We start from the raw sequence: 14,954 nt of genomic DNA on the forward strand, positions 1-14,954 counted from the left end.
GGTCAGCCGACGCCGCGCAGCGGGACGAGACCGCGATTCGTGCGGATGTCACGGTAGTTCCACTGCTTCTCCCGCGCCTCGCCCAGCCAGCGCCGCACCGCGTCGTCGTCGATCTGCTCGGGCGCCGTGTAGCGGACCTCGGCCGCCTCGAAGCTGCCCTCGGGAGACAGGCCTGGCTCGTCGAAGGCGCGGCCGCTCCAGAACATCAGCCGCACCGACGCCGTGAGGCGGTCGTACCCGACGACGGGGTTGCCGTCGAAGAACCACACCGGGTGCGCGTGCCACACCTTGCGGTCGGCGTCGGGCAGGCCCTCGTCGATGAGGCTCAGCAGGATGTCGCAGATCGGTCGCGCCTCGGCATCGAGGCGGTCGTGATACGCGCGGATGTCGGCGGGAACGTCGCTCATGCGGGCGATCGTAGGGCAGCCCGCCGCGCCGCGTCATCGCCCGTCGCGCCGAATCACCATTCGCGTGCCGAATCACCACCGAGTTCCGTGGAATCGAATGGTGATTCGGCAGCACGATGGTGATTCGGCGAGGAGAGCCGACGCGCCCGCCCGCCCGCCTCAGCACGCCGCCTGAGCCCAGAGCCGACGCGCCCGCCCGCCCGCCTCAGCACGCAGCCCCCGCCCGCCTCAGCCCGCCGCAGCCGCCCCCGCGCGCCGGCGCTGCACCGCGTCGACGACCACATCGACCACGACGAACGCGGCGAGCGTCCATCCGACGAGGGGCAGCGCGAGACCGAGCAGCACTCCGCCCGCGACGACGGCGGCGACGCCCCACCACGGCGCGCCGTCGAGGACGCCCCGGCGCGGCGGCATCCCGACCCGAGCGGTCTTCGTCGGGCGGCGCCGCACCCACATCGCGTAGCCGAGCACGACCATGCCGGCGATGCCGACGGCGAGCAGGAACATGACGACCTGGTTCGCGAGGCCGAACATCGTGCCCATGTGGATCGAGACGCCCCACGTCGCGAGCTTCGCCGGCAGCGAGAAGTCCGCGAAGTCCACCCGGTCGACGGGCTCGAGCGAGTCGCCGTCGGCGGCCACCGCGTCGGCGTGCGTGGGCGACCCCCGGTCGATCTCCTGCACGACCCACGCGACCCCCGGCTCGGACGGCGGCGTGATCTGGATGAGCCCCGTGTCGATGTTCACGCTCTGCGCCACCGCGAGGACGTCGTCGAACGTGCCCGGCTCGACCTCGAGGGCAGCGGATGCCGCGCCGTGCCCGGCGTGCGCGTCGCCGCCGCCCGTGTCGCCGCTGAGGCTCGTCGAGACGGCGGGCGTCGTCCAGTCGAGCGCCGCACGCAGGTTCGACACGTGCTGCCCGCCGTAGGTCGACCACGTGATGCCGGTCGCCGACAGGAACACCGCGCCGAGCGCGACCCAGATGCCGACGGAGGTGTGCCAGCTGAAGACGCGGCGGTAGCCCGTGTACCTCCGCGACGGGCGGACGAAGTCCTTCTTCGTGCGCGCCGTGCGGATGCGGATGATCCAGAGCGCCACGCCCGCGACGACGACGACCCCGAGCCACGACGCGGCGAGCTCGCTGTAGAGGCGGCCGGGCTCGCCGAGCCCGAGGTTGCGGTGCAGCGTGCTGATGGCGGTGCGCAGCGGCAGCGATCCGCTCGTGCCGTAGACGGTCTCGTCGCCGCGGACCTCGCCGGTGCCGGGGTCGATGAACACGGCGCGCGACTCGCTCGCGCCGAGGCCGTCCTGCGCGAACATCACGCGCGTGGTGTCGCCCGGCGCGGGGGCGGGGCGCACCGCTGAGAGGGTCGCGTCGCCGGCGACGTGCGCCTCGGCGATCTCGACCTGCTCGCCGAGCGTGAGCTGCGTGTCGGTCGCCGGCGCGTGCAGCTGCCGCGCGTAGACGGCCTGCTCGATCGTCGGCGCGATGGCGTAGAGGGCGCCGCTGAGCGCGGCGACGAGGATGAACGGCCCGACGAGGATGCCGGCGTAGAAGTGCAGACGCACGAGGAACGCCCCGAACCAGCCGGGTCGTCGTGCGGGTCGAGGGGGAGCGGGAGGGGAGGACAGAGTGGCGGTCATGATCGCTTTCAAGAGGAGGGGATGCGGCGGATGCGCGCGCCGAGGGTGACGGCGCGCGGCGCGCCGAGGCATCCCTCATCGGGAGCGAAGCGTCGGCGCGCGTCAGATCGTGAGCGCGCGCGGGGGAGCGCGGCCGGCGGCGACCCGGAGGACGACCGAGCGCAGCACGGGAGCGGCGGCCGAGACCGACGGCAGCACCGGTCGGTCGAGTGCGCCGAGCGCGAGGACGGCGGCGAGGATGCGGCGGCGCGCCCAGCGGGCGACGTCCGCGGCGATCGCGAGCAGGCGCCGCGCGGCGTGCTCGCCGCGGTGCACCGCGATGACGGTGACGAGCGCGGCGAGGCCGTGCATCGCCCACATGAGCGGGTCGGCGCCGATGGCCACCGTGGTGGCCCCGGCATCCATCGGCAGGTGCATGTGGTGCACGTGGGTGAGGCCGGAGGGCGTCACCGCGCCGACGACGAAGAGCGTGTGGAACAGCAGCTGGCTGAGCGTCACCGCAAGCGCGAGCCGCACGAGCGAGAGGCGGCGCCCGGTGAGGGCGGTGCAGACGAAGACCGAGAGGACGAGCGGCACGGCGATGCCGAGCCAGCCGGGCACGTCCCCGCCCGCGGCGACGTGCGACAGCAACGCGGCGAAGGTGGCGACGGATGCCGCGATCCCACCGCGCACGACGCGGGAGAGACGGGACGGACGCACAGATCCATTGTGGCAGGAGCGTTCCGCGGCGGAGCGCAACCCCTGGGCCGAAACCGGCCGGCGCACGTAGCGTGAGGCCAAGATCGACGCTCGGAGGACACCATGACGAACTACGCGCAGCGCAATGCCGCGGTCCAGCGCAAGCAGATGGGGTCTGGCGCGTTCGTCGGCATCATCATGAGCCTGGTGTTCCTGGTGGTCGCCGCGGGCTTCGCGATCCTCGGGGTGCTGTTCATCACGATTCCGATGCCGGTGGTCGTGCTCGGCGTGCTGCTGCTGCTCGGCGCCGTCGTCACGGCGCTCGTCAGCGTCGGATGCATCGCCGAGTCGGTGCGCGCGCTCATCCGTCCCGCGAAGGCGATGGACCGGGTCGAAGCGCTGCGCTGAGTCGCACCCCGCTCCCGTGCCGTGCTGACATGATGGCGGCATGGTGGGGGAGATCGTCAGCGCAGTCGCAGAGGTGTTCGGTGCGGTGCTCTCGTCGGCGGGCGGTCCGCGGCGGGTGTTCTGCCGCAGCCGACTCGTCGACGGTCAGGGCGAAGGGCTGACGCTCGGCGAGGAGGTCGGCGGCGAGGCGACCGTCTCGGTGCGCCGCATCACGCTGGGCGACGTGCGGCTGAGGGGTGTCGTCGTCGGCGCGCTGCCGTTGCGTATGTCGTATCTCGACGAGATTGATCAGCGCGCCGAGGTCTTCCGGATCGAGTGGGACGGCGGCGTGGGCGAGTGGACGCTGCCCGCGGTCCGCGCTCGCACCGTGCTGCGGTGGATCGGCGCCTGAGGACGCACGCTGAACGCACGAGAGCCCCGGACCTCACGGCCCGGGGCTCTCGATGTGTGCGGCGTCAGACCGCCTGCGCGAGGGCGAATCCGACGGATCCGTCCTCCTCGACGCGAGCGTCGAGGATGCGGTCGTCGAGCGCGACGCGGGTCGGCTCGTCGACGAAGACTCGGGCGCCGTCGCTTTCGACGACGGTGTCGCCGTCCGCGGGAGCGGGGGCGAGCGAGAGGGCGTAGCCGTTCTCGGGGTTGGATGCCTCGGCGATGCGGAGGCCACCGGTCTCGGTGGGGATCTGCGATGCGAGGTTCTTGACGGCACTGCTGGCGTTCTCGGTGAGTGTGAGCATGGCGCTCCCCTTCCGTGGATTGCGTTGCGTGAGTCGGCCACGATGCCGAGAATCCGCGGGGGTCGCAACCTGAGACACACGTTGACCGGGCACTCACACGTGTTACGGAGGTTTCGGGATCATCCCCGCGGCGTACGTCGGATCATCATGCGGGCCGATTCGGGCAGCGGGCGCGGCGGCTTGACTCGGATCATGACGCATCACACCGCCTCCCGTCCGCTGCGACTCCTTGCGGCCGCGGGAGTCCTCGCTCCCGCGCTCGTGCTCACGCTCGCGGCCTGCAATCCGATGGACGCGCTGTCGAAGGTGCACGCCGAGGAGTTCGCCGACCGCGCCGCCGCCGAGGACGGCTGGGTCGGGGTGACGATGCCGGCGTGGATCCCCGACGACGCCGGGACGATCCGCAACGTCGCGTCGACGAACGAGACGAACGCCGTCATCGCGGTCGACGGTGGCGGCGAGCCGCGAGGCTGCGAGCAGGCGGAGCGTCGCGCGCTGCCGTTCGACAGCCGCTTCGGCAGCCTCGGCGAGCCGCTGCCGACGACGGTGCTCGCCTGCGGTCCCTACGAAGTGGTCGCGACCGACACCGGCTGGCTCGGCTGGTTCAGCGCGACGGAGGAGGGGCAGACGCCCGACGACCTCTGAGCGTCATCGCTCCAGCGGCGCGCGCCGATCGACCCAGGCCAGCACACCGAGGGGGACGAGGGTGAAGACGGACACCACCGTGCCGACCACGACGGGACCGAGCGGTCCGACCTGCGCGAGTGCGGATGCCGCGACCCCCGTCCCGATCGCGGTTCCCAGGTTGAAGATCGCCGTCGGGAGCGCCGTCGCGAGCACCGGTGCGGCCCCGCCGAATCGTGCCGCGAGGGCGACCAGGATCGGGTTGGACGACAGGCCCACGAGGCCGAGCGCGGCGAGGAAGACGATCGCCCCGAAGGGCGTGCCGGCGGTCGTCAGGAGCCCCACCATGGCCACCGAGGTCGCCGCAGCGGTCATGAGCGCCGTCCGATACGGTCGCGCGTCGCCGAGGCGGCCGCAGACCAGGGTGCCGATGAGCGATCCTGCACCGAAGACGAGGAGCGCGACAGGCACGATGTCCGCCGGGAGCCCGGCGGCGTGCGTGAGGAGCGGGTCGACATAGCTGTACACCGCGAGCACACTGCCGGTGACGAGCGCGCACGTCGCGAGCGCGAGCCAGAGCCGGAGTGAGCGCAGCGCTCGCAGCTCGGCCCGCACCGACGGTGCCGACGGACGCGCAGGCTCGTCGACCACCGAGAACGTGACGACGGCCATGACGACGGCGGCGACAGTGAGGCCCCAGAACGCTCCGCGCCAGCCGACGAGCTGCCCGGCGAACGCACCGAGCGGCACACCCAGCACGTTCGACAGCATGCCGCCGGCGAGGACGACCCCCAGCGCCCGTGCACGCCCTGCCGGTCCCGCGATCGCCGCCGCGACGACCGAGGCGACCGCCCAGAACGCTCCGGTCGCGACGGCGGTGACGAATCGGGCGGCGAGGAGCATCGCGAAGGACTCGGTCAGCGCGGCGGCGAGGTGCCCCGCGCCGAACACGGCGAGGGCGAGCGTCAGCGTGACGCGCCGCGGCATCCGCAGTGTGAGCAGCGCCATCGACGGCGCGCCGACGATCATCCCGACCGCGAAGACCGTGATCGTCAGACCAGCGTAGGCGACGGAGGTGTCGAAGTCGGTGGCGATGCCCGTGAGCAGTCCAGCGAGCACGAACTCGCTCGTGCCCATGAGGAACGTGCCCGCGGTGAGGGCGAGGATCGCGACAGGCAGGCGTGTGCGCGATCCCGGGCTCGTCGTCGGCGTGGTGAGTGTGGTCATGTGCCGTCAGAACTCGAGCAGCACCTTGGTGGCGCGGCGCTCGTCCATCGCCCGGTAGCCCTCGGCCGCCTCGTCGAACGGGAGCGTCAGGTCGAAGACGGCGCCCGGGTCGATCTCGCGGTTCCAGATGAGCTCGATGAGGTGCTCGAGGTACTGGCGCACGGGGGCGGGGCCGCCGTGCAGGTGGATGCTCGAGAAGAACAGCTCGAGCCCGTCGATCTCGACGTCGTGCGAGACGCCGACGAAGCCGACGTGGCCGCCCATGCGGGTGGCCTGCCGAGCCTGGTCCATCGCCTCCTGCGTGCCGACGGCCTCGATGACGCTGTGCGCGCCGAGGCCGTCCGTCAGCTCCTTGATCTTCGCGACGCCGGCCTCGCCGCGCTCTTCGACGATGTCGGTCGCGCCGAACCTCTTCGCGAGCGCCTGGCGGTCGGCGTGGCGCGACATGGCGATGATCCGCTCGGCGCCGAGCTGCTTCGCGGCGAGGATGCCGAGCAGGCCCACCGCGCCGTCGCCGACGACTGCGACCGTCTTGCCGGGACCGGCCTCGGCGGCGACGGCAGCGAACCAGCCGGTGCCGAGCACGTCGGACGCCGCCAGCAGCGACGGGATGAGGTCGGGCGTCGGCTCGCCGGGGGTCTTGACGAGCGTGCCGTCGGCCAGCGGGATGCGGGCGTACTCGGCCTGCGTGCCGATCGCGCCCATCATCACGTTGTGCACGCAGCGTGACTGGTAGCCGGCGCGGCAGATCTCGCAGGTGTTGTCGGATGCCACGAACGACCCCACGACGTAGTCGCCGGGCTGCAGGGTGGTGACCTCCGATCCGACCTCCTCGACGATGCCGATGTACTCGTGGCCCATGGGCTGCGGGGTGGTGCCGAGCGGCTCCGCGCCGCGGTAGGGCCAGAGGTCGGAGCCGCAGATGCAGGCGGCGGTCACGCGGATGACCGCGTCGGTGGGCTCTTCGATGCGCGACTTCTCGCGCTCTTCGACCCGGACGTCGCCGGGTCCGTACATCATCACTGCACGCATGTCTGCTCCTTCGTGCGCTCGCCGTCGGGGGTGTGGGGCGGTGCGCGGCATCCATGCAACTCGGGTTGCGCTCGCGCAGGGAGTCCCTGCCGTGAGGTGTACCAGCAGGGCATCCCATCGCGGCCGGGGCACGCCTACGCTCGGTGGTCATGGACAACAAGGCCGAGGTGCGCGAGTTCCTCACGTCGCGCCGGGCGAAGGTGACGCCGGATGCCGCGGGCCTCCCGGCCGGCGGCATCCGCAAGGTCCCGGGGCTCCGCCGCAGCGAGGTGGCGATGCTCGCCGGCGTGAGCGTGGAGTACTACGCGAAGCTCGAGCGCGGCGACATCCGAGGCGCGTCGGCCGCGGTGCTGGACGCGATCGGGACGGCGCTGCAGCTGAACGACGCCGAGCGCACGCACCTGGCCGACCTCGCGCGGGCGGCCGACGGCATCCCACTGTCGGGTCGTGCCCGTGCGCGCGTGTCGAAGCAGGCGGCGTCGCGGCCGTCGCTGCAGTGGGCGCTCGAGTCGATGACCGACGGCATCGCGTTCGTGCGGAACGCGCAGATGGACCTGCTGGCGACGAACACGCTTGCGCGCGCCTTCTATTCGCCGATGATCGGCGACGGCGGGCGGACGCCGAACATGGCGCGGTTCCAGTTCCTCGACCCCGCGTCGCACGAGTTCTACCCCGACTGGGAGCTGTTCGCGTCGATGTGCGTCGGCACGATGCGCGCCGAGGCGGGGCGCGACCCCCACAACCGCGAGATGCAGGACCTCGTGGGCGAGCTGTCGACGCGCAGCGACGTCTTTCGGCAGCTGTGGGGTGCGCACGACGTGCGCATTCACGGTGCGGGCACGAAGCGCTTCCGGCATCCGGTGGTGGGCGAGCTCACCCTCGTGTACGAGGAGCTGACCCTCACTGCCGAACCCGGCCTGACGATGCTCATCTACACGGCCGAGCCGGGTTCGCCGTCGGCCGAGCGGCTGCGGCTGCTCGCGTCGTGGGCGGCGCAGCAGGCGCCCGCCGAGTCCGTCTGATCGTGAGGAGGAACCATGCAGATCGAACGCCGACCGACGGTCAAGAACCCGCCGGAGTGGTTCACGGGTGACGTCTGGCTCGACCCGGTCGCGACGCCGCAGAGCGACGGGCAGCAGGCGAACGCGGGCATCGTCCGGTTCGCGCCCGGCGCGCGGACTGCATGGCACTCGCACCCCGGCGGGCAGACGCTGCACGTCATCGAGGGTGTTGCGTACGTGCAGGCTCGCGGCGGTGAGATCGCGGAGGTGCCGGCGGGTCATACGGTGGTGTGCCCGCCCGACGAGGAGCACTGGCACGGAGCATCGCCCGACAGCTTCATGGCGCACGTCGCGGTCTGGGACGAGCTGCCCGGGCAGCCGTCGGCAGTGTGGGGCGAGCACGTGACCGACGCGGAGTACTCCGCGCGCTGACCTGCCGGGCGGCTGGCCCGGCAGGTGAGAGACTTCTCTTCTCATCGAGGGGGAGGCTGCCGTGGGGCGGATGACGGTGCGCGCCGGCTGGATCGGCGCGATGGTCGCGGTGTTGCTGCTCGCTTCGGGCTGCGCGCCGGAGCCGGGCCCGTCGCCGAGTGCCTCGGTGAGCGAGTCGCCGACGCCGTCGTCGACACCCGAAGACACAGCGACCCCCACTCCCACCCCGACCCCGAGTGCCACCCCCGCGCCCACCGGACCGCCGGCGACGCGACCGGTCGAGTCGCCGACGCCGGATGCCGGCGGCATGACCGACGCGCAGGCCGGAGCGCTGTGCGCCGAGGAGCACCGGGGCGGCCAGAGCGCCGGGGACACCCAAATCGGCGACCCGACGGTGTACGAGCGGACGGTCTCGCCGCGCTGGTACGTCACGATCCTCGCCGAGAACGAGTTCGGCCAGTACTACCAGGAGTGCATCCTCGGCGGCACCCTCGCTGCTCCGGAGTGGTCGCTGACGCAGGGCACGCCCGCGGCGGATGTGACCGACGAGTACATCGAGCACCAGCGCACACACAACGAGGGCTTCGACGAGGACCACGACCACTGACGCGCCGCCTCGCTACGGTGAGGACATGCCCGACATCTTCCCGGCCCGTGACTTCGCCCTCGACGGGCAGCGGTGCCGCGTCCACGTGTTCGATGTCGTGACCGGCTCCGACCGGATCGTGTTCGAGACCGACGAGGTGCTGCTCGAGGCGCCGAACTGGTGCGACGAGGGGCTGCTGCTGAACGGCGGCGGGCTGCTGTGGCTGCTCGACCCGGATGCCGGTGGTGCCGACATCGTCGAGGTGCCGTTCACCGGCATCCCACCCATCAACAACGATCACGTACTCGTGCCCGGGTCGGACGACCTCCTGCTCTCGGCGAACGACGGGCAGATCTACCGGGCGCCGCGGGGCGGAGGCGAGGCGACCCGGATCACGGATCCGGCGGACCCGTTCTTGCACTTCCTGCACGGGGTGAGTCCGGATGCCGCGTGGATCGCCTACACCGCGCTCGCCCTCGAGGACGGTCGGGTGCGCTCGGCAGACCTGCGCGTCGCGCGCATCGACGGAACCGACGACACCCCGTTCACGACCGGGCAGATCGTCGACGGCAGCGAGTGGTCGCCCGACGGCGGGTGGATCTACTTGAACACCGAGCAGTTCTCCGAGACGCCCGGCCACGCGCAGATCGCGCGCCTGCGCCGGGATCGGTCGGGCATCGAGCAGCTCACGTTCGACGAGCGGGTCAACTGGTTTCCGCACCCCGCGCCGAACGGCCGCGCAACGGTCTACCTCAGCTACCCGCCCGGCACGGTCGGGCACCCGGCCGACGTCGAGGTCGAGCTGCGGCTCGTGCGCGACGGCGGCTGGCGGCATCCGGAGACGGTCGCGACGCTGTTCGGCGGGCAGGGGACGATCAACGTGAACAGCTGGACGCCGGACGGGTCGCGGTTCGCGTACGTCGACTATCCGGTCGGCTGAGATCTTGATAGGCAAGTGTCAGCTTGCCGATGCTCGCCGCATGGGTGATGTCTTCAAGGCGCTCGCCGACGAGACCCGTCGGATGATCCTCGACGACCTCGCCGAGCGCGACGAGCAGACGCTGTTCGAGCTGTGCGTGCGCCTCGCCAATCGCGGCGTGACGCACAGCCGGCAGGCGGTGTCGCAGCACCTGGCCGTTCTCGAAGAGGCGGGCCTCGTACACAGCGAGCGTCGCGGCAAGTTCAAGTTCCACACGATCGACACCCGGCCGCTCGCGCAGATCGCCGACCGCTGGCCCGTGCCCCGAGGAGAGTCATGAAGATCCAGACCGTGAGCGTGTTCGTCGACGACCAGCAGCGCGCGCTCGAGTTCTACACCGAGAAGCTCGGCTTCGCCGTCGCGGCCGACGTGCCGATGGGGGAGCACCGCTGGCTGACGGTGGTCGACCCGACGTCGCCGGAGGGCACGCAGCTGTCGCTCGAGCCGAAGGGTCACCCCGCGGTGTCGCCGTTCACCGACGCGCTGCTCGAGGACGGCATCCCGTTCTTCGTCCTCGGTGTCGACGACGTGCGGGCCGAGTACGAGCGCCTGCAGGGCCTGGGGGTCGAGTTCACGCAGCCGCCGATGGACCACGGCCCGGTGACGACCGCCGTGCTGAGCGACACGGTCGGCAACCTGCTGCAGATCGCGGCGTTCGCTAGCTGAGGCTCGGGAGCGTGGGGGGTCCGGGCATCCTCTGCCGAATCACCACCCGATTGCCGAGTCACCAGCGAGGTGCCAGCATTCGAGCGGTGATTCGGCATTCGAGCGGTGATTCGGTGCGCGGGCGACCTCACTCGGCGGGCGCGTCCCGATCGTCGAGCTCGAGGTGCGTCGGCTGCAGCGGGATGACGTCGCCGGGGTGGATGACGGAGTCGCCGCCGAGCCAGTCTCCCGTCAGCGTCGACATGAAGTAGCGGTCGAAGCAGAACCGGTCGCGGATGCTGCGCCAGTTGTCGTTCGCGGCGACGGTGTAGTCGACGAGTGCGCCATCGGCATCCGTCGTCGCACTGCCCTTCGCGCCGTACGCCTCACCGGTGTCGATCGGCTTGCCGGAGATGGTGGCGCGCGAGACCGGCGAGTTGTACTCGATGGGCTGCCAGCTCGCCGACGCGACGGTCGGGTTGCCGTTCGCGTCAGTGGGGCAGGCGGGGAAGAGGTAGCCCGACGCGCGGCGGGCGTCGGCGTAGGACTCCTTCAGCAGCGCGAGGTGCTCGCCCACGTAAAGCACGGTGTCGGGCGCATACGTCTCCTGCAGCTCGACGAGGTCGAGGCAGAACCGGTCGGCGATGCTCTGCAGGTTGTCCCGCTCGGCGAGGACGTAGATCGTTGCGAGCCCCTCGTCGTCGCGTTCGTAGACCGCGCCGTCGGCTCCGTCGCGGTGCCCGGTGTCGGCGCGCTCGGGCGATGACGCGCAGGTCTCTCGGACCTTCTGCTCTTCCGCGCGCTGCTCGCCGGTGGCATCAGACGAGCTCGACGTCTCGCGCGGCGTGGGAGCGGCCGACGACTCGACCGCCGCCGGCTCCGACGTGTCGACCGTGCAGCCGGCGAGCAGCGTCAGGCCCGCGATGGCGACGGTCAGCGCGACAGCGGCTCGAGCAGGCGCGGAGCGCCGGACGGTGGTCGGAGCGGCGCGCATACTCCGCACGCTATCCAGGTCGGCCGTCGCGACGCCAGTTCTCAGACGATCCCGAACACCGCGCTCGCGAAGCGCTCGCCGATGAGGCGGTGCGCCTCGGGGCTCGGGTGGAGTCGATCGGGCAGCGGGTGGGTCGCGGCATCCGCTTCGCCGTAGAGGGCGAGGCCGTCGACGAGGTGCAGGTTCGGGTCGTCGCGGTGTGCGAAGACGTCGGCGAGGGCGTCGCGGATAACCTCGAGGGTGAGGCGTCCGCCGGCGGTGTCGCCGGGGGTGCCGGCCGCGCCGAAGAGCAGCGTGCCGGTGGCGAAGGACTCGGGGTCGATGGTGCCGGGGCCGGGGGTCTGCTCGTGGATGCCGCACCAGATGGGCGTGATGAGGTGCAGGGGCGTGTCGGGGTGGCCGTCGCGGATCGTGTCGAGGAAGCCGTGGACCGCGGGGACGAACGCGCGCAGCCGCATCGCGTCGGCGTTGACGACGTTGATGCCGAGCGCGACGCTGATGACGTCGGCGGGGGTGTCGCGGATGACGCGCGCCATGAACGGGTCGGCCTGCGCGCTGCCGCCGACGCCGAGGTTGCGGAGGTCAAGTGCGGCGCGGCGGGCGGCCAGCGAGACCCACGTCGAGCTCGGCTGCGTCGCGTTGGAGCCCTGGCTGATCGAGCTGCCGTGGTGCACCCAGCGCGGGCGCTCGGTCGTGTCGGGGGAGGCGAGAGCGTCGGCGCGCAGCGCGATGAGCTCGATCGTCTCGTTGTGCGGCAGCCAGAGCTCGACGAGCTTGTCACGCGGGTCGAGCCCGTCGACGGTGATGCGCTGCACCGGCCCTTCGATGAGCTGACGGATGCCGGTGGCCGGGTCGGTGTCGAGGGTGTCGCCGCCGTCGAGCTCGACGCTGTCGTGCAGGTCGCCGTCGATGCGGACGTCGACGCGTCCGCGCGGGCGGGTGAGTCCGCGCAGGGTGGCGCGCGTCGCGTGGAGGTCGAGTTCGAGACGGGATGCCGCGGTCCGCACCGCGATGCGCGCGCCGGCGGGCTGCGCCTCGACGCCGAGCAGCTGCGGCTCGGGGTACTGGGTGCGGACCCAGGCGGGCAGGCGGTGCAGGCGCAGGCCGCGCTCGGAGGGTTCGAGTTCGGCGAGTCCGCGGATGGTCGTGGTGTCGAGGGTGATGTCGATCATGCGGGGTCCTTCGGAGTCCAGGTGCGGAGGGCGCGGTCGAGCGCGTCGAGGGCGCGGTTCCAGGAGGTGTCGGTGGCTTCGTCGCGGTGGGCGAACGACGACGCGGATTCGAGGGCGAGGTAGCCGGCTATCGTGGCGCTCGCGAAGCGGACCGCGTGGACGGTCTCGCTCGAGGGCAGCGCGTAGTCGTCGAGCGAGCCGACGACGAGCGCCGAGATGCGGGATGCCGCGGGCTCGGTGATCTCGTTGCGCTCGACCGGCTGAGAGATCATCGCCCAGCGCGCCGGGCGTGTGAAGGCGTAGGAGCGTTGCGCGTTCGCGAGGTCGCGGAGGGTAGGCCCATCGCCGATCGTGTCGGCGAGTTCGTGGAAGACGGCGGCCTGGACTGCGCTGCGGAGCGCGGCGAGGTCGCGGACGTGGGCGTAGAGGCTGGCGGTCTGCACGCCGACGCGGCGGGCGAGCGCCGACATCGAGAGCGCGTCGGGTCCGTCGGCGTCGATGAGGTCGAGTGCTGACCGGGTGAGGGCGTCGGGGGAGAGGTTCGCGCGGGGCACGAAGGGTTAACCTACACCCTTTAGGTTTTGATCAGCCCATCCCGTACTTGCGGAGACCGTTCAACAGGTTCCGGAAGGTCTGCACGCCGAGTGGTGTCGCCCGCACGATGGTGTGCGCGTACCGGCCGTTCCGTTCCTTGCGGACCTGGACGAGTTCGCGGTCGTCGAGGAATCCGACCGCCTTGGAGATGTCGGGGATGCTCAGGCCGGTGAACTCTTCGAGCGACCGATAGTCGGATTCGTCGACCTGGCACAGGAATCCGAGGACTTTGAACCGCGGCAGGACGAGCAGCTCCCGCTCCGTCGCGGCTTCGGTCATCGGCGACCCCACCGGATCAGCGCAACAACGACGACGAAGAGGACGACCGGTACGGCCGGCCACAGCCAGGTCGTGAGCGCTGTGTGCGGGGCGAACTGAAAGAGATTCCAGCCCGTCACGATCGTGACGACAGCGACGAAGACGGCGATAGGGGCGGTGTACGCAGGGACGCGTGGCTGGTTGCGGCGGATCACCCGCAACGCTTGGAACGTCACCATTCCCACGGCTGCGAAGCAGACGAGTGCGAAACCGGGAATCGAGCCGACTGCCGCGGCGACGCCGCCGATGTACGCGATCAGCGGGATGCCGACGATGAGGGTGATCTCCGAGGCGGTCCACTGCCAGGCCGGGGCTGAGGGCAGATCTGCGAGGGTTGCCCGACGGGTGCCATCCATTCGTCCTCCTGTCTTCGTTCGTCCGGCCACGCTAGGTCACTACTTGCCGATCTGCAAGCAGCCTCCGCCGATCACGTGATGCACCGCTCGCGAACCCGCCGAAGGCGTGCGGGCGACGACCGCGGTGAGCGCTCGGCAGTGAGCGCCGTCCGTGCGAGCATGGCCGGATGCACCCGGACGACGAGCTCCCGCGCCTGCACGGTCAGGCGATCGATCCTGCGGCGCTCGCCGAGGAGGGGGAACCGTTCGCTGATCTGGTGGCCCGCCACGGCGGCGAGCCGTTCTCCGTGGCGCAGCCGAACGGCTGGCGCGTGCTCAAGGAACGCGGCCAGGCCGTCGAGATCGGTGCCCCGCTCGACGCCGAACGGTGGCTGTGACATCTCGCCTCGATAGGCCCGGGCGACGAGGTGTGGTTCCTCGACAAGCCGGAACCGCTGCGCGCGAGCTTCGCAGAGCGGCGTCGCGGGCTCACATTGCGGTGGCCGGCGGTGGTCCGGCCGGACTCGGCTCCGGATGGTTTCGCCATCGACATCGTGAACACCGGTGAGGTGCGGTGGGAGCCGGATGGGGACTCCTTCTCCGTCGTCGGCGCAGTGGCCCCGCTGGGCAAAGACGAGGTCTACATCGGCTGGGCCACGATGGGTGGGCCGCGCGCGGTACCTCTCGACCCGGGCGAGTACGCACGCGTGCCGGTGCAGATCGCAGAGTCATCGTGGGCAGGGCTGACGCCCGGCGCGTACGATCTCCACGCGCTCCTCGTGCCGCTGAGGGTGCGGAGCGAGCCGGTGCGGATCGAGGTGTCGGCGCAGACAATCGAGGCGGCCAGGATGGCGGAGGATTCACGGAACAGTGATCGCCAACGGCGGGCGATGGAACAGGACCTTCGTCGCCAGAGGGTGATTCTGGATGCCACATCGCGCCTCCCCGACATCACCGCCGCCATCGACGGCACGGCGACCGAAGACGAGGCGCTAGCCGCGATTCAGGCGCGGCTCGGGGTGGACTCGGCCGGAGCTCACGAGGTGTTCCAGGCATCCGTCAGTGATCTGCACGTGTCGTCGTCGGCGTGGCGCCGAGATCGCATCGCCCACACCGAGCAGAGGCTCGCGGAGTAGCGATC

The 14,954-nt window shown here is 71.4% G+C and carries 22 protein-coding genes; 11 read left to right on the top strand and 11 right to left on the bottom strand.

The window, feature by feature from the left end:
• Positions 1–2 precede the first annotated feature (2 nt).
• The 3 genes from KZX17_RS09115 to KZX17_RS09125 form a co-directional block, all read right to left on the bottom strand.
• Complete coding sequence (locus tag KZX17_RS09115; protein ID WP_248172316.1) at positions 3–407, bottom strand: DUF1801 domain-containing protein; 405 nt, start codon at positions 405–407, stop codon at positions 3–5.
• Positions 408–635: 228 nt separating this feature from the next.
• A complete protein-coding gene (locus KZX17_RS09120; RefSeq protein WP_248172318.1) occupies positions 636–2,051 on the bottom strand; it encodes a PepSY domain-containing protein in 1,416 nt (471 codons plus the stop codon).
• A gap of 102 nt (positions 2,052–2,153) precedes the next feature.
• Complete coding sequence (locus KZX17_RS09125; protein ID WP_248172320.1) at positions 2,154–2,750, bottom strand: hypothetical protein; 597 nt, start codon at positions 2,748–2,750, stop codon at positions 2,154–2,156.
• A gap of 102 nt (positions 2,751–2,852) precedes the next feature.
• Between KZX17_RS09125 and KZX17_RS09130 the strand changes: the two genes are divergently transcribed.
• The gene (locus KZX17_RS09130) at positions 2,853–3,137 is read left to right on the top strand and encodes a hypothetical protein (protein ID WP_248172322.1); all 285 of its coding nucleotides are present in this window, start codon (positions 2,853–2,855) and stop codon (positions 3,135–3,137) included.
• A gap of 40 nt (positions 3,138–3,177) precedes the next feature.
• Positions 3,178–3,528 (top strand): hypothetical protein, encoded by a 351-nt coding sequence (locus tag KZX17_RS09135; protein ID WP_248172324.1) that lies wholly within the window; start codon positions 3,178–3,180, stop codon positions 3,526–3,528.
• A gap of 64 nt (positions 3,529–3,592) precedes the next feature.
• On the opposite strand, the gene KZX17_RS09140 is transcribed toward KZX17_RS09135, so the two are convergent.
• The gene (locus KZX17_RS09140) at positions 3,593–3,874 is read right to left on the bottom strand and encodes an iron-sulfur cluster assembly accessory protein (protein ID WP_248172326.1); all 282 of its coding nucleotides are present in this window, start codon (positions 3,872–3,874) and stop codon (positions 3,593–3,595) included.
• Positions 3,875–4,066: 192 nt separating this feature from the next.
• Here KZX17_RS09140 and KZX17_RS09145 point away from each other — a divergent pair, with 192 nt between their 5' ends.
• A complete protein-coding gene (locus KZX17_RS09145) occupies positions 4,067–4,519 on the top strand; it encodes a hypothetical protein (protein ID WP_248172328.1) in 453 nt (150 codons plus the stop codon).
• A 3-nt stretch (positions 4,520–4,522) separates the two neighbouring features.
• On the opposite strand, the gene KZX17_RS09150 is transcribed toward KZX17_RS09145, so the two are convergent.
• Complete coding sequence (locus KZX17_RS09150) at positions 4,523–5,725, bottom strand: MFS transporter (protein WP_248172330.1); 1,203 nt, start codon at positions 5,723–5,725, stop codon at positions 4,523–4,525.
• 6 nt (positions 5,726–5,731) lie between these two features.
• Positions 5,732–6,757 carry a zinc-dependent alcohol dehydrogenase family protein gene (locus KZX17_RS09155; protein ID WP_248172332.1) on the bottom strand — a complete coding sequence of 342 codons (1,026 nt, stop codon included), beginning with the start codon at positions 6,755–6,757 and terminating at the stop codon, positions 5,732–5,734.
• 149 nt (positions 6,758–6,906) lie between these two features.
• On the opposite strand from KZX17_RS09155, the gene KZX17_RS09160 reads away from it, so the two are divergent.
• The 6 genes from KZX17_RS09160 to KZX17_RS09185 all read left to right on the top strand — a co-directional run bounded on the left by KZX17_RS09160 (position 6,907) and on the right by KZX17_RS09185 (position 10,421).
• Positions 6,907–7,779 carry a helix-turn-helix domain-containing protein gene (locus KZX17_RS09160; RefSeq protein ID WP_248172334.1) on the top strand — a complete coding sequence of 291 codons (873 nt, stop codon included), beginning with the start codon at positions 6,907–6,909 and terminating at the stop codon, positions 7,777–7,779.
• 15 nt (positions 7,780–7,794) lie between these two features.
• Positions 7,795–8,190: a cupin domain-containing protein gene (locus tag KZX17_RS09165; protein WP_248172336.1), complete on the top strand. Its 396-nt coding sequence runs from the start codon at positions 7,795–7,797 to the stop codon at positions 8,188–8,190.
• A gap of 70 nt (positions 8,191–8,260) precedes the next feature.
• Positions 8,261–8,797 carry a hypothetical protein gene (locus KZX17_RS09170; RefSeq protein ID WP_248172338.1) on the top strand — a complete coding sequence of 179 codons (537 nt, stop codon included), beginning with the start codon at positions 8,261–8,263 and terminating at the stop codon, positions 8,795–8,797.
• A gap of 25 nt (positions 8,798–8,822) precedes the next feature.
• A complete protein-coding gene (locus KZX17_RS09175) occupies positions 8,823–9,716 on the top strand; it encodes a hypothetical protein (protein WP_248172340.1) in 894 nt (297 codons plus the stop codon).
• 40 nt (positions 9,717–9,756) lie between these two features.
• Positions 9,757–10,035, top strand: a complete 279-nt coding sequence (locus KZX17_RS09180; protein WP_248172342.1) for a helix-turn-helix transcriptional regulator — start codon at positions 9,757–9,759, stop codon at positions 10,033–10,035.
• Complete coding sequence (locus KZX17_RS09185) at positions 10,032–10,421, top strand: VOC family protein (protein WP_248172343.1); 390 nt, start codon at positions 10,032–10,034, stop codon at positions 10,419–10,421. Before KZX17_RS09180 ends, KZX17_RS09185 begins: the two co-directional genes overlap by 4 nt.
• Before the next feature lie 127 nt (positions 10,422–10,548).
• On the opposite strand, the gene KZX17_RS09190 is transcribed toward KZX17_RS09185, so the two are convergent.
• Genes KZX17_RS09190 through KZX17_RS09210 form a run of 5 tightly spaced genes read right to left on the bottom strand, consistent with a single transcriptional unit; the run spans position 10,549 to position 13,834 of the window.
• Positions 10,549–11,394 carry a hypothetical protein gene (locus KZX17_RS09190; protein WP_248172345.1) on the bottom strand — a complete coding sequence of 282 codons (846 nt, stop codon included), beginning with the start codon at positions 11,392–11,394 and terminating at the stop codon, positions 10,549–10,551.
• Positions 11,395–11,435: 41 nt separating this feature from the next.
• A complete protein-coding gene (locus KZX17_RS09195; protein ID WP_248172347.1) occupies positions 11,436–12,566 on the bottom strand; it encodes a GDSL-type esterase/lipase family protein in 1,131 nt (376 codons plus the stop codon).
• Positions 12,563–13,120, bottom strand: coding sequence for a TetR/AcrR family transcriptional regulator (locus tag KZX17_RS09200; RefSeq protein ID WP_248172349.1), 558 nt, complete (start codon positions 13,118–13,120; stop codon positions 12,563–12,565). The genes KZX17_RS09195 and KZX17_RS09200 overlap by 4 nt, the downstream gene beginning before the upstream one ends.
• A 31-nt stretch (positions 13,121–13,151) precedes the next feature.
• Positions 13,152–13,439, bottom strand: a complete 288-nt coding sequence (locus KZX17_RS09205) for a transcriptional regulator (protein ID WP_248172351.1) — start codon at positions 13,437–13,439, stop codon at positions 13,152–13,154.
• A complete protein-coding gene (locus KZX17_RS09210; protein WP_248172353.1) occupies positions 13,436–13,834 on the bottom strand; it encodes a hypothetical protein in 399 nt (132 codons plus the stop codon). Before KZX17_RS09210 ends, KZX17_RS09205 begins: the two co-directional genes overlap by 4 nt.
• Before the next feature lie 167 nt (positions 13,835–14,001).
• Between KZX17_RS09210 and KZX17_RS09215 the strand changes: the two genes are divergently transcribed.
• Both KZX17_RS09215 and KZX17_RS09220 read left to right on the top strand, forming a co-directional pair.
• Positions 14,002–14,211, top strand: coding sequence for a hypothetical protein (locus tag KZX17_RS09215; protein WP_248172355.1), 210 nt, complete (start codon positions 14,002–14,004; stop codon positions 14,209–14,211).
• Positions 14,212–14,241: 30 nt separating this feature from the next.
• Positions 14,242–14,949 carry a hypothetical protein gene (locus KZX17_RS09220; protein ID WP_248177359.1) on the top strand — a complete coding sequence of 236 codons (708 nt, stop codon included), beginning with the start codon at positions 14,242–14,244 and terminating at the stop codon, positions 14,947–14,949.
• Positions 14,950–14,954 lie beyond the last annotated feature (5 nt).

This window comes from Microbacterium sp. EYE_78 (assembly GCF_023149035.1).
Taxonomy (GTDB): domain Bacteria; phylum Actinomycetota; class Actinomycetes; order Actinomycetales; family Microbacteriaceae; genus Microbacterium.